9 protein-coding genes and 2 pseudogenes are annotated in these 13,744 nt (G+C 41.1%); 2 read left to right on the forward strand and 9 right to left on the reverse strand.

From position 1 onward, the window contains the following. Positions 1-80: 80 nt before the first annotated feature. The 4 genes and pseudogenes from LC608_RS16005 to acnB all read right to left on the reverse strand — a co-directional run bounded on the left by LC608_RS16005 (position 81) and on the right by acnB (position 4,950). Positions 81-758, reverse strand: a complete 678-nt coding sequence (locus LC608_RS16005) for an MAE_28990/MAE_18760 family HEPN-like nuclease (protein ID WP_229554475.1) — start codon at positions 756-758, stop codon at positions 81-83. Beyond that, complete coding sequence (locus LC608_RS16010; protein ID WP_229554476.1) at positions 758-1,846, reverse strand: DUF262 domain-containing protein; 1,089 nt, start codon at positions 1,844-1,846, stop codon at positions 758-760. Before LC608_RS16010 ends, LC608_RS16005 begins: the two co-directional genes overlap by 1 nt. A gap of 239 nt (positions 1,847-2,085) precedes the next feature. After that, a pseudogene (locus LC608_RS16015) lies at positions 2,086-2,193 on the reverse strand (element excision factor XisH family protein); the annotation flags it as partial. A 93-nt stretch (positions 2,194-2,286) separates the two neighbouring features. Beyond that, on the reverse strand, positions 2,287-4,950 hold the full coding sequence (gene acnB, locus LC608_RS16020; protein ID WP_229554526.1) for a bifunctional aconitate hydratase 2/2-methylisocitrate dehydratase: 2,664 nt from the start codon (positions 4,948-4,950) through the stop codon (positions 2,287-2,289). A 622-nt stretch (positions 4,951-5,572) separates the two neighbouring features. Here acnB and LC608_RS16025 point away from each other — a divergent pair. Then, positions 5,573-6,019 (forward strand): annotated as a pseudogene (locus LC608_RS16025) (Uma2 family endonuclease); the annotation flags it as partial. Positions 6,020-6,108: 89 nt separating this feature from the next. Here LC608_RS16025 and LC608_RS16030 read toward each other — a convergent pair. Next, positions 6,109-6,288 carry a hypothetical protein gene (locus LC608_RS16030; protein WP_229554477.1) on the reverse strand — a complete coding sequence of 60 codons (180 nt, stop codon included), beginning with the start codon at positions 6,286-6,288 and terminating at the stop codon, positions 6,109-6,111. Positions 6,289-6,349: 61 nt separating this feature from the next. Here LC608_RS16030 and LC608_RS16035 point away from each other — a divergent pair, with 61 nt between their 5' ends. Continuing rightward, positions 6,350-7,576 (forward strand): transposase, encoded by a 1,227-nt coding sequence (locus LC608_RS16035; protein WP_229554478.1) that lies wholly within the window; start codon positions 6,350-6,352, stop codon positions 7,574-7,576. A gap of 109 nt (positions 7,577-7,685) precedes the next feature. On the opposite strand, the gene LC608_RS16040 is transcribed toward LC608_RS16035, so the two are convergent. From LC608_RS16040 to LC608_RS16055, 4 genes are all read right to left on the reverse strand, one after another. After that, positions 7,686-9,077 carry a sensor histidine kinase gene (locus LC608_RS16040; protein ID WP_229554479.1) on the reverse strand — a complete coding sequence of 464 codons (1,392 nt, stop codon included), beginning with the start codon at positions 9,075-9,077 and terminating at the stop codon, positions 7,686-7,688. A 153-nt stretch (positions 9,078-9,230) separates the two neighbouring features. Further along, positions 9,231-10,895, reverse strand: coding sequence for an FAD-dependent oxidoreductase (locus LC608_RS16045; protein WP_229554480.1), 1,665 nt, complete (start codon positions 10,893-10,895; stop codon positions 9,231-9,233). A gap of 63 nt (positions 10,896-10,958) precedes the next feature. Then, the gene (locus LC608_RS16050; RefSeq protein ID WP_229554481.1) at positions 10,959-11,168 is read right to left on the reverse strand and encodes a hypothetical protein; all 210 of its coding nucleotides are present in this window, start codon (positions 11,166-11,168) and stop codon (positions 10,959-10,961) included. 1,227 nt (positions 11,169-12,395) lie between these two features. Continuing rightward, positions 12,396-13,703: a CO2 hydration protein gene (locus LC608_RS16055; RefSeq protein WP_229554482.1), complete on the reverse strand. Its 1,308-nt coding sequence runs from the start codon at positions 13,701-13,703 to the stop codon at positions 12,396-12,398. Between the last annotated feature and the right edge of the window lie 41 nt (positions 13,704-13,744).

Genomic DNA, 13,744 nt, shown 5'->3' on the forward strand with positions numbered 1-13,744 from the left:
AGAAATCCATACCCTTACTATAAGCTGTGTAATGAAGCGGGTTTTTATATCTTATTTTCCACAAAACTCACCTGAACTAACTATTTTAAATATTCTTTGTTAGATAGATAACTCTCTATATTTTCTAATATCCCCTTTAAATAAGAAATAACTCTTTTTTGAATTTCCAATAATTCGTCCGCAGTAGCATTTCTACCAACCTCCTCAAATGATTTAAAACCATGCGCCAAATCATTCCTATTAGTCTTAACTGTTAGTAAATCACTACCGTCTTTAGTTTTCTTAGAATTTGTTGTACATGAAAAGCCATACATCTCAGATGTTTGTCGTATTTTTCTTGCGTCAATATTACCTGAAAATAATTTTTCCTTATCAAAACTGCTGGATATTATATCACATGAAATATTGTTTATATTCTTTAAAAGAGTATCAGTAGAGTTGTTATCTTTGAAGTTATTAATAATAATTTTTTTAATTTTATTTGTGGCATCATCAAAAGAAATATTTTTATTTTGAAATTCATCAAAAATTGTTGTAATTGCATTACGCATTGTGGATTCGACCAGATTATAAAGCAACAAAAACCCTGTTGCTTTAAGAGTTTTTTCTAAATCATTGTTTATTAATTTTGTTTTTGTATTCTTACCATTACCCATGCTTAATTTAATTGAACCTTGCTCTAAATTTTTCAAAAATAAAAAATATCTACTAACTTCTTGAGCGCGTTCATCAAAATCTTGAAATAATGTACTTTTCATTAATTGCCTAGAAGCTGATCGCGAACATAATGAATACGCTTATTGACCTTATTTTGAGAACTACTTGCATCAGATTGAGTACAATCTTTAAATGCTTGAGAATCTAAAAAACCAGTTGATTTTGGTACTAGATTTTGGTTTTCTCTTAATGCTAAAGCAATACCGACAGAGATTGATTCAAACTTGATTCGAGTTGTCGGTTCATAGCGATTTTTTATTTTCCGATAAATATGTAAAGCATTAGGAAAATACTTTTCCACAAATTCTAACATCAAATAAAACTCATTTTTCATTTTATCAATACTTAGATAACTAGATTTATTTTCTTGTTCTAAATAGTCATTTAAAAACTCATGAACTTTTTTACCAGAGTAATTTTTATAATTATTTAAAAATGCAAAAAAACGTAAGACAAATTCTTGTGGATCTCTTTTGTCAATTTCAGGTTTAGTAAAAGAGCATAAATCTTGAAATTTTTTATTTTTTGATAGTTCCTCAATTAAATCGAGAAACTTTCCTGGTTTACTTCCTCTGCGTTTCTCCATTTCATTTAATTCAACACTACCACTATTAATTCTCTCAAAAAGATCCCTTCTGACTTCTTCATCTGCTTCTTCTGTTAATTGAATCATTCTAATACTAGTTCTGTTAAAACGCCTTTGGCGTTGTGGCGGTAAATCTTCAAAGGTAAACCCATTAAGAGTTTTTAATTTTTCAAGATTTTTTAATCTAAGTTCATTGTTAATAAACCTAGTTAAAGTGCGAATACGTTGTGTACCATCTATAATTTCTAAACGTGCTAAATCTTCTGATTCTGATATATCAGCAACGAAGATATAAGGTATCGGTAAACCTAAAACTACAGATTCAATAAATTTTGATTGCCTATCTTCATCCCAAGCCATTTCTCGTTGATAGTCTGGAATAAAGAATTCATTTTCATCTTCATCCTTTCCAACTAAATATTTTTGAACAATTACTTCGATAGGGTATTCTAAGGTGTTGTAGTCAACACGTCTTCTTTTGTCACGAATTTCTTCTTCAGCCTTTTCTTTGCGTTCATCTGTAATTTCTAATTGAGTTACCATAACTTGATAATTTGTTTTTGTTAATGTTTAGTCTTAAAGATTTTTGTATTGATTTAACTAATCTGACCAAATTTTCCCACTTGGCTAAGTTAATGGTGAGCCTCGAAAAAACATTTTATCTGATCTAACTAATTATACTAAACCCTAACTTCATTAAGCTTAGGTATCTTTTCCCCAGGAATTATATCATTTCCTAAAGTCAAGACTCACTTTAGCTGAAATTATACCAACTGTTAATTTTCTCTACTTACAGCCAGGGTTTTTTCACCAGCCATATCCGCAAACAGTTTAACTTCAGCATATTTGATTGGATAGGGATCAGCCGTAATTGTCGAGCTATCTTTAATTTAGGCATTTTTCACGGCATTATGGTAGATATCTTTTGCTGGCATTTTTACCCAGATAATAAAAATTAGGTGGGCATTGCCCACCTAACTTTACTAACGCAAACTACTAGCTGGCATACCCAAAAGATCCTCAAGCCTCGGCATATCTTCCAACGCAATCACGCGCCCTTCATCCTCAAAACCAACGATTTGATCAAAGTTCAAATATCGATACAAATCATCTGCAAAAGGCTCAATTCTACTCGCCACAATATCTAAGTATTCCTGCACTGTAGGAAGCCGTCCCAGCAACGCACAAACTGCGGCTAATTCTGCTGAACCAAGATACACTCGCGCATCTTTACCCATGCGATTATTGAAGTTGCGGGTAGAGGTAGAAAACACTGTTGTGCCATCAGCAACTCGCGCCTGATTTCCCATGCACAAACTGCATCCGGGCATTTCTGTTCTAGCACCCGCAGCCCCAAAAATGCTGTATACACCTTCTTCTTTTAATTGGTGTTCATCCATGCGCGTTGGTGGTGCTATCCACAAGCGAGTTTTCACTTCACCTGCGCCTTCCAAAACTTTCGCTGTTGCCCGATAATGACCAATATTTGTCATACAAGAACCGACGAATACCTCTTGCACTGGATCATTAGCAACTTCCGATAATAACTTAACATTATCGGGGTCATTGGGAGCAGCAACAATTGGTTCTTTGATTTCGTTCAAATCAATTTCAATTATTTCGGCATACTCCGCATCGGCATCGCTTTCTAATAACACGGGATTTGCTAACCATTCTTCCATTTTTGCTACACGGCGCAGCATGGTACGCGGATCGTGATAGCCCCGTGCTATCATATTTTTCAGCAGCGCGACGTTAGAACGCAGATATTCAGAAATTGTCTCTACACTCAGCTTAATTGTGCATCCGGCACAAGAACGTTCGGCACTAGCATCGGTGAGTTCAAAGGCTTGTTCGACTTTTAAATCTGGCAAACCTTCTATTTCCAGAATTCGCCCGGAGAAGATATTTTTCTTATTCTGCTTCTGTGCTGTCAGCAAACCTTTTTGAATTGCTACGTAGGGAATGGCATTCACGACATCGCGGAGGGTGATACCTGGTTGCAATTCTCCTTTAAATCTTACCAAAACTGACTCTGGCATATCTAAAGGCATGACACCCAAGGCGGCTGCAAAAGCGACTAATCCAGAACCGGCGGGGAAGGAAATACCCAAGGGGAAGCGGGTGTGAGAGTCGCCGCCAGTTCCCACGGTGTCGGGTAGCAGCATCCGGTTTAACCAAGAGTGGATGATACCATCACCGGGACGCAGAGCGACACCGCCACGAGAAGCAAAGAAATCGGGGAGTTCGTGATGGGTTTGGATGTCTACTGGTTTGGGATAAGCAGCAGTGTGGCAGAAACTTTGTATCACTAAGTCTGCACTGAAACCAAGACAGGCGAGTTCTTTCAATTCGTCGCGGGTCATGGGGCCTGTGGTATCTTGAGAACCAACGGTGGTGATGATGGGTTCGCAAGATGTGCCGGGGCGCACACCAGGTAATCCGCAAGCTTTACCTACCATTTTCTGTGCTAGGCTGTAGCCTTTGCCTGTATCAAAGGCTTGTTGGGGACGGGTGAAAACGGTGCTGTGTTCTAAACCAAGTGCAAGACGGGTTTTGTCGGTGAGGGTACGTCCGATAAGTAGGGGGATGCGTCCACCTGCGCGGACTTCATCGAGGATGGTGTCAGGTTTGAGGGCAAAGGTGGAAATGACTTCGCCTGCTTCGTTTGTGATTTCGCCTTTGTAGGGATGGATGGTAATTACCATGCCAGTTTCTAGCTTGGTGACATCGCACTGAATAGGCAAAGCACCGGCATCTTCAGCTGTGTTAAAGAAGATTGGCGCGATCGCACCACCTAAAACATAACCCCCAGCGCGTTTGTTTGGCACAAAAGGTATATCATTTCCCATGTGCCACAACACCGAGTTGATGGCAGATTTACGCGAGGAACCTGTACCAACTACATCTCCCACGTAAGCTACAGGATGCCCTTTTTTCTTCAATTCGGCAATGGTTTGTAAGCTTCCCGGTTGCCGTGACTCTAACATCACTAAGGCGTGTAAGGGAATATCTGGGCGAGTTGTGGCGCTTTGGGCGGGTGATAAATCGTCGGTATTGGTTTCGCCAGGAACTTTAAAAACGGTGACGGTAATCGCTTCTGGAACTGTGGGGCGAAGGGTAAACCATTCAGCTTCCGCCCAAGAGTCAATCACCCGCTTGGCGAAAGGATTGGTTTTAGACAACTCTAAAACATCGTGGTAAGCGTCATACACCAAGAGGATTTTGCTTAAGGCGTTGGCGGCGTAGGCGGAAATGGGTTCCTTTCCTTGTCCACCCATTACTAAAGGTGTTTCAGATGAGTCTGAGACGGATACCGTGGGCCATTGCAGCAAATCGATTAAAGCTTGCACATTGTAACCACCTATCATTGTGCCCAGCAATTGCACCGCTTCTATGCGCGAAACCAAGGGACTGGTGATTTCCTTTTTGGCAATCGCGGTGAGAAATCCGGCTTTGACATAAGCTGCTGGATCAACACCAGGAGAAACGCGATCGCGTAATAAATGTAATAATATTTCCTCTTGACCCTTTGGCGGATTTTTCAGTAATTCACATAATTCTGATGTTTGCTTCGCATCCAATGGTAAAGGAGGAATACCGAGTGCTGCTCTTTCAGCAACGTGTTTACGATATTGTTCTAGCATTTTTATGTTCTCCATTGGGATGTTCTCCCTTCAATTATGAAATATTTTTAGGCAATACTCGGCTATAAAAGTTTAGCTTACTTTTATGATGAAAGCCTTACTGGTAATTGGTTATTAGCAACTTTTTTTATACCGAAAGTTTGAAAAGTATGAGGCTAATAGAATTCGCTACTACACAAACAAAGTCTACCTCCGTAGACTAAGATAAAATTACTGTCACACTTGCCGACATCCCGCCCTGAACTGAAGTTCAGCGGCTCATAGTGAAAGTCCACTCAAGTGGACTAAATGATTGTCAATTCAGTCCACTTGAGTGGAATTTAGCTATCAGACTCGGAATTTATGCGAGGCGGGATATAAATGCAGTGTGAGATTTTTTAATAAAGATATTTACATCATAGGGTTGCGGTACTACTACCGCTACGCAAAAATAAAAAGTCAAAAGTTTTGTATATTAAGGCTTTTGCAAGTTTTAAAATGGGATCTTGATTTACGCTACGCGATACGCCGCTAACAGCGATCGCACATAATTATAAATCAGCAAGATTATGATAGTAATTACATCTGTGCAGCCATCCGCAGCCGTTTATCTGAACATCTCACCTTTAGCCCCAATAAAGTCATGTCAGTTGCCCAAGAATTAGAACCAGCAAAAGATATAATATTTCCACCAGGAGATATAGAAAGTCACGAACCACCATTGGAAAGCGATTTACATCTACGCCAAATTATTCTGTTATTACAATGCTTAGAATTGTGGTGGCAAAATCGCAATGACTTTTATGCGGCGGGGAATTTGACAATTTACTACAGCCAACGTCAGCTTAAATCTGAATAATTTCGCGGTCCAGACCTTTTTGTGGTGCTAGGATGCGATCGCCAACCGCGCAAAAGTTGGGTGATTTGGCAAGAAGATGGTAAATATCCGAATATCATTGTCGAGTTGCTTTCGCCTTCCACAAAAGCGACAGATAAAGGCTTAAAAAAACAAATCTACCAAGATATTTTTCGCACGCCAGAGTATTTTTGGTTTGACCTGGATAACTTAGAATTTATAGGGTTTCATTTAGCTATTACGCCGTAAGCCTCCCACTGAAACGGTACTCCGTTCAGTGGTGAGATATAAGGCGGTTAAAAATAACGCGACCTCCGACCAATTCAATCCGCAGAATTGATAGGGAGGGGGTCAGCGTTATTTTTAACACTCTCTATATTTGGCAGTCTGTCAACCCAGTCTTCTACTATCTGTGTGACTGTTTTATCTTTTATTGCAGCGTAAGAGCGAAGTTTGTTTAATCTGCGCTCAGACATCCTGACATTTAACCTAGTAGTTTTCATGTTTGTCTACCCATTGTTGTCACTATTATGATAATATAATATTAATAGATGAGGGCACAAGGTGAGGACAGCATACCAATACAAGCTACGACCAACAACAAAACAAGTCATTGAGATAGACAGATGGCTGTCTATGCTATGCGCTCAATATAACTATTTGTTGGCTGATAGATTTGATTGGTACGAACGTAATCGCTCACCGATAAATGCCTGTCCTCTTGTTTGCCACATACCAGAATTGCGGGATAACCCAGATTATTATTCGCAAAAGAAAACGTTACCGCAGCTCAAAAAAACTCATCCTTGGTACGGTGAGATTTACTCGCAGGTGCTACAGGATATAGTTAAACGAGTTAAGGTGACGTTTGACCGTTTTTTAAAAGGTGATAGCAATGGAAAACGAAGTGGGCGACCTCGGTTTAAATCACGCGACCGTTATCGCACGTTTACATATCCACAGATGAAGGATGGGTGTTTGCAAGGTAATTTAATAGCTTTGCCGATGTTCGGGATAGTTAAAGTTGTTTTGCATCGTCCTATTCCAGATGGCTTTAAAATCAAGACTGCATCTGTCACCAAAAAAGCTGATGGTTACTATTTAACTTTAAGTCTTGAAGATACGACAGTTCCAGCTATTAAGCCTGACTTTAATCCAGATTCAATCACGGGTATCGACCTCGGTTTAAAAGATTTTCTGACAACTTCCGATGGTGATGTTGTTTCAATTCCTCAACACTATCGCAAGGATCAGTTGCGATTACGGGTCATTCAAAAACGTATCTCACGCCGCAAGAAAGGAAGTAATCGGCGTAAAAAAGCTATTAAGCAAGTTGCTAAACAACACAAAAAAGTAGCTGATAAGCGTAAAGACTTTCACTTTAAAACTGTCAACAATCTACTAAAAAAATATGATGTTGTAGTTCACGAAGATTTAAACGTCAAAGGTCTTTCTCGGTCGATGCTAGCCAAGTCTGTGCATGACGCTGGATGGTCAACCTTCCTGTCAATTCTAAGCACCAAAGCCGAAAATGCTGGGTTGTTGGTAATTGCAGTGAATCCATCAGGCACATCACAAGATTGTTCTATGTGTGGTGTGAAAGTTCCTAAAAAACTGTATGAAAGATGGCACGACTGCCCTAATTGTAAATGCAGTCTTGACCGCGATCATAACGCAGCAATTAACGTGAAGAATAGAGCGGCAGGGCATTCCGTTCTTAAAGCCAAGAGCCTCCTAAGCGATAGCCGGATTATCTTGGAAGCCTACACTCAGTCCGAAGGAGGAGTGTAGGAGCATGTCACACTAAACGCACATAGCTGGTACATGGAAAAATAGCAGCCCATTTTTATTGGAATGAGCAAACAGTTAGAGACTTTTGCACAAATGCAGAAAGCAGGGTTTAGAGATAAGGCAAGCGGATGGTGAAACAAGTTCTGCCTGGCTGTGACTCAAATGAAAGCGTACCGTGATGGCGATTTTCTACAATCCGGCGAACGGTTTCCAAACCGAGTCCTGAACCACGCCCCACTGATTTAGTGGTGAAGAAAGGTTCAAAAATGCGGGTTTTAATTTCAGGTGGAATTCCACTACCAGAATCGATGATGTCAATATGGGCAAAGCGCTCGCAATGGTGTGTTGTAATTTCCAGCAGTCCCTTACCATCCATTGCATCAATGGCGTTGTCAATTAAGTTCGTCCACACCTGATTGAGTTCGCTGCCATAAGCAAGGATTTTAGGAAGATGTTGATCGTAATTGCGTTGTACTTGAATGCCGCACTTGAGTTGATAAGCAAACAATCGCAATGTATCTTCTAAACCTTGATGCACATTCACTTCTTGCTGAACGCCTTGATCGAGGTAAGAGTATGACTTCATCGCTTGCACAAGTTCAGAAATCCTCTCGGCTCCTCGCAAACCATGTTTAATCATTGACATGACTTCAAACGAGAGCGATAGCCAGTGCAATCCCATCTCTCGCAATTCAGTGTCGTCGTTGCGCCAACGTTCCATGAGATGATCTAAGGTTTCGACCTCAATCCCACCTTCCGCTAAAGGTTCTGCTAATTTCCATGCCTGCTTCACGCCATAATCTTCTAACCATTCCAGCAACACCGTTTCGCGATCGCTTAATGTCACCGGATCTAGACGATTATTTAAAATCGCATCATAACCCTGATCCCTCACCCTCAACCAGTTTTGAGTATGTGCTTCTTCAACATTACGTTGCCCATACACTAAATTCATTCGTTGTAGCTCTAGGATAGCGGCTGGCATTTCCCCTAAAGTCCGAACAAGTGCTGAAGCTGGGTTGTTAAGTTCATGAGCCAAACCGGCGGCAAGTGTCCCTAAAGCCGCCATCTTTTCCCGCCCACGAATAAAGGACTCTAGCCCCCGCAGCCGACGTTCCATAATGCGAAAGACCATCCGCTCAAAATCACGACATTCATGCAGCAGTTTACGAAAATCCTCTGCCTTAACTTCATAAAGGTTGCAATCTGTCAATGCCCGAATTGTCACAGGTACAGGTTCATCTGTGAGAACTGGAATTTCCCCAAAAAAGGATGGGGCTTCATGTTGCCCGATGGGAATTTCAACTCCTTGACTGCGGCGGGTAAGATTCATTTTACCTTTGACTAGGATAAATAAGCCGCGTCCAGGATCTCCTTCATGCACCAACACTTCTGAGGCACGGAGTTCAACTGTTTGAGCGCGATCGCAAACCCACTCCAACTGCTTTTTAGAAAGCTGTTGAAACGGGTCTAAGTTGATCAATTCTTCAATACACAACATCAATCAACCTCCTTAGTTTTTCCCATTTCAGCTAAGGGAACTCCAAAAAATAAATTATCCAATTTTTGGAATCAAAACGATTTTTTCTCCCCCTGCTCCCTGCTCCCTGCCCCCTGCCTCTATAGGGATGGTATATTTTTTATTTGGAAGTCCCTAAACATTGCTCAGGTAGCGGTGAACGAATTGAATAGCGATCGAACCTTCTCCCACACCGGATGCCACCCGCTTAATTGACCCATAGCGCACATCTCCGGCTGCAAATATGCCAGGAACGTTGGATTCTAGCAAGAAAGGAGAGCGTTCTAAAGGCCAACCTGGAGGAGATTTGCCATTATGCATCAAGTCGGGGCCTGTGATGATAAACCCCTGAGTATCGCGCCGAATAACGCCATCAAGCCAATCCGTTTTGGGGCTAGCACCGATGAAGATAAAAAGCGATCGCGCTGGCACGGTTTCAGTTTGTCCAGTCAAGGCATGGGCAATTACAATTTCTTCTAGATGTTCATCTCCCTTCACTTCCACGACGCTGCAATTTGTGCAAACTTTGATATTTGCAGTAGCTGCAATTTGGTCAATCAAGTATTGCGACATACTCAATGATAGTGATTCACCCCGCACCAACATGATCACTTTGCTGGCATATTTAGAAAAGTGCATTGCTGCCTGTCCGGCAGAATTGGCCCCACCTACCAAGTAAACTTCTTCATTGGTACAGGCGATCGCTTCAGTCATGGCAGCACCGTAATAAATTCCTGCCCCTGTAAGCTTCTCAGCTCCTGGGACATTTAGCCAACGGTAGGAAACACCCGTTGCAACTAAAAGTGCATGGCAACTAATCTCGCTGCCGTCCGCTAATTGCAGAACCCGGTAAGGATCTTGCAGCTTAACTCCGGTGACTACTTGAGGAGTGAGAATTTCTACCCCAAATCGCCGCGCCTGGGTGACTCCCCGCCTGGCCAAATCGCTGCCGCTCAAGCCAACAGGAAACCCTAAATAATTCTCAATGCGTGAACTCGTGCCTGCTTGTCCGCCCGGAGCCTCACGCTCAATTAAGACTGTACTTAATCCCTCGGAAGCACCATAGACGGCTGCTGCTAGTCCGGCAGGCCCACCACCCACGATCGCTAAATCATAAAATGGGCGCTCTGCCTGGGTTTGCAATCCAATTTTGGCAGCAATCTCTAAATTAGATGGTTGGATTAATCGGGAACCATCGGGAAACAGCACCAGAGGCAATTGTTGTCTGCCATCAGCTTCTGCGTATTCTACTAATTTTGCTGCATCTGGCTCCAGTTCAATATCTAACCAGTTGTATGGAATCTGGTTACGTGCAAGGAAGTCTTTCACCTGATGAGAAAAAGGCGACCAGCGATTACCAATGACTCGAATACCTTCAAAGGGTGGGCGAAATCCAGCTAGCCAGTCATCTAACAAATCATCCAAAACCGGATATAGTCGCTCTTCTGGGGGATTCCAGGGTTTAAGTAAGTAGTAATCAAGTTTGGCACTATTAATTGACTTAATAGCTGCATCGGTATCTGCATAAGCTGTTAGCAAAGCACGTTTTGCATCAGGAAAGATACCTTTTGCCTGTTCAAGGAACTCCACACCTCCCATTTGGGGCATTCTTTGATCAACCAAAAATAGAGCAACTGCTTCATTCCGCAATTTTAGTTGCTGCACCACGTCCAGAGCGGTAATACCGGAATCTGCCCGGACAATGCGGAAGCGATCGCCATACTGATGCCGCAAGTCTCTTGACACAGCTTGTAACACTTCTGGATCATCATCGACGGTTAGAATTGCAGGTTTCGCCATAACTACTGTTACTTAATAATTGCACTGTCTAGTCTTATGTTCAAAAATTTGTCGTCAAAATATCTACTGTTCAACTAGTTGTTTTAAACGAAAGTATGCCTCTTCTGGTGTCAGCCCTTCTGATTGACTTTCATTAGGTATATAAAATATCCAGGTATCGGGAAAGTAATGCACCACAAAGCTGGGAATCAAACCTAAGCTGAGTGCTTGCTTTCCGAGTTTTTCAGTTTGTTCTTCTAAACTCAGTTGGTCATGAAATACATGTTCAGCCATACTTTTTTATCTCCCTGCACTTTCTTTGGCGATGAAAGAACCTTCAATACCAGCATTGCACGAATATACATAAAGGTGATTCACCACTCACTATGTTCCAGAATAAACTTAAGAATCTTTTGGTAGTAGAGCTAAATAACTTCAAATATGCGTCTCATAAAAATCATAAAGCTATTTTAAATCCTAACGCTGAATTTGACCGAGACTATACCTTAAGGGTGCATTGGGATTATGAGTGCGGCTTTTAAGATGATACTGTGTACGAGCGATCGCTCTGGTAAACTCGTTAACAGATTTATTACATTTCGGTTTTAGGGAGTAATTCAGCTAGTTGGCACGCTCTCCCTAATATCCGTGGAACCTAATCAGCTAAAGCTATTCTCAGATGTAACGCCCACACCTATTACTAGAACCGAAACATTGGTGATGGCGATCGCATCTTAATTCCAGTAATGAGATAACTATCGCAGCTACATCATGCTTTCACTTAGTTTATTAGTTAATAATATACCAATATAAATTCTTCTTACACTGAATATATCAGGCGCTTGAAAACGCTATATGATTAATTTGATTAATTTCGGTAATTTTACTATTCTTTTAAGACTTCAAATAAAATTATTACCAAAAAAATTAAGCAATAATTAAGGTTTTTTATATTATTTTATCGTAAAAATTAAAATATATAGCTCTCTTGATCAATTAATAGGTTTTAATAATAAGTAAAATGATTTGATAAAAAATCTTATTTAAATGACTAAATTTTCAATCTTTATATATACCTTTACTTTAACACTCTATAACCAATAAAACTTAGCAAAAAGTATCAATTTTTATCGAACACTCATTTTAGAATAAACAGCTAAGTATAGTTGCTGAAAAGTCGCAAACAGATCCCCGCGTCAGCAATTAAGAATGGGCAAAGCGTGAGGGTATGGTTGCTTTTGCTGGCTATCCTTTAATTATTGAAGGTGAGACTGTAGGTGTTATTGGGATGTTTTCTCGGCAAATGATGACGGAATCAGACTCTTCATAAAAACGGGCAATTCTAGTGTATTTCAGCACCAGGAGCAGGAGCCGAGTTTATAATCTCTTATATCAAGTCCGGTGAATCACTTATGATTACCGGATCTGTGCAAAAATCGGAAAAGCCTCTTTCCCCCTGCTCCCTGCTCCCTGCGCTCTAAATGATAAGTTTTTAGCCGCACATGATGTTAGGTGTATCTCTTATCTATAATCTTGCTTTTGAATACTCCCCAAACGAGCAGCATCACGAATATTGTAATCGGATCGAGTAAAGCGATTTAGCTGCATCTCAAAAAAGTCTCGATTTGCTTGTAAATGCTTGGGATTTGGGTCATCTAATGGATATAAAAGTGCAGTTCTCAAGGCTTGAATTACCGCAGAAGTTACACAGTACATTGACCGTTGAAAACTAACTCCCAACTGAATCAACATATCTTCTTCACCCCGGCAATGTTGGCTGTAGTAATCAACAAGATATGGCGGCAAAAAATGCAACATATCTTGCATTAATAATGTGGGGGGAATGCCAGCAGTACCCACTGGAAATACATCAGCGTAAAGAATACCATAATGAAAGTCTTTCTGGTCTTCTGGTACTTGACGCGCTTGAGCATTATAAGATTTTGTCCCTCGGAAGGGTGCGGTGCGGTAGAAAACAGCTTCTACATAAGGTAATGCTGCTTCATATAGCCACATAAAACCTTTAGATTTGGGGATAATTTCGTAGCATTCACCACGAATATAAACGTGATGGTAAATGGGACGGCCTGCGATCGCAAATATACCATTAACTAAGAAACTCATTGCCTCTGGGACGCTGCTAATGGTACCTTCGTCATAGCGATCGGACATTTCAAAGAACACTGGGGCCATGATTTCCCAGAATAAGCCCAGATTAGCGTAGTATGACATCTGGCGGCACTGTTCCAAAAACATATCGGGGAACAGCTTGTAAAGCCCCAGCATTACGGGGTTGCCTTGGAAGTAAGCTTTAATTGCCTTGTCAGCGTTGGCTTTGTATTCTTCGGAATCTAAGTAAGGGTCAAATTGTCCACCCATCCCTCTGTGCCACAACATCGCCCGCATACAAGCTTCAGCAAATTCCATGTTAATGCGATCGTGGAACAAGTGATGCAACAATTTCGGCATTTTGAAGGTTTCACCTTTTTCAATAAATGCCAAAAGTTCTGGATGTGCAGTAGCTTCCCCGCGCCAAATTCGCAAATCGGCATCGTCGCCAGCGTAATGATTATGCAGTTCTAAATATTCTTTGGGTAAGAAGTATTTGAAGAAGGGAAGCGGGTTTAAAAATTCGCGTTCGGCAATATAAAGTAGGTCGCGCCAGTAAAAATCCATCGGCACAGCATAAGCTTTATATAAACCGATGATTTGCATCAAATTTTCTGGAGTATCCGGTAACATTGCACCGCCTGCTTCTAAGCGGTGAATTACATCAGCAAATTCGTGCTTGGAAGGAGGTAATTTAATCGCTGTTTTAATTGCTGTCATGGTAATTGTAAATTGGTAGAGACGCGATTTATCGCGTCTGG

It is taken from the genome of Nostoc sp. XA010 (assembly GCF_020829625.1).
In the GTDB taxonomy this organism is placed as follows: domain Bacteria; phylum Cyanobacteriota; class Cyanobacteriia; order Cyanobacteriales; family Nostocaceae; genus Nostoc.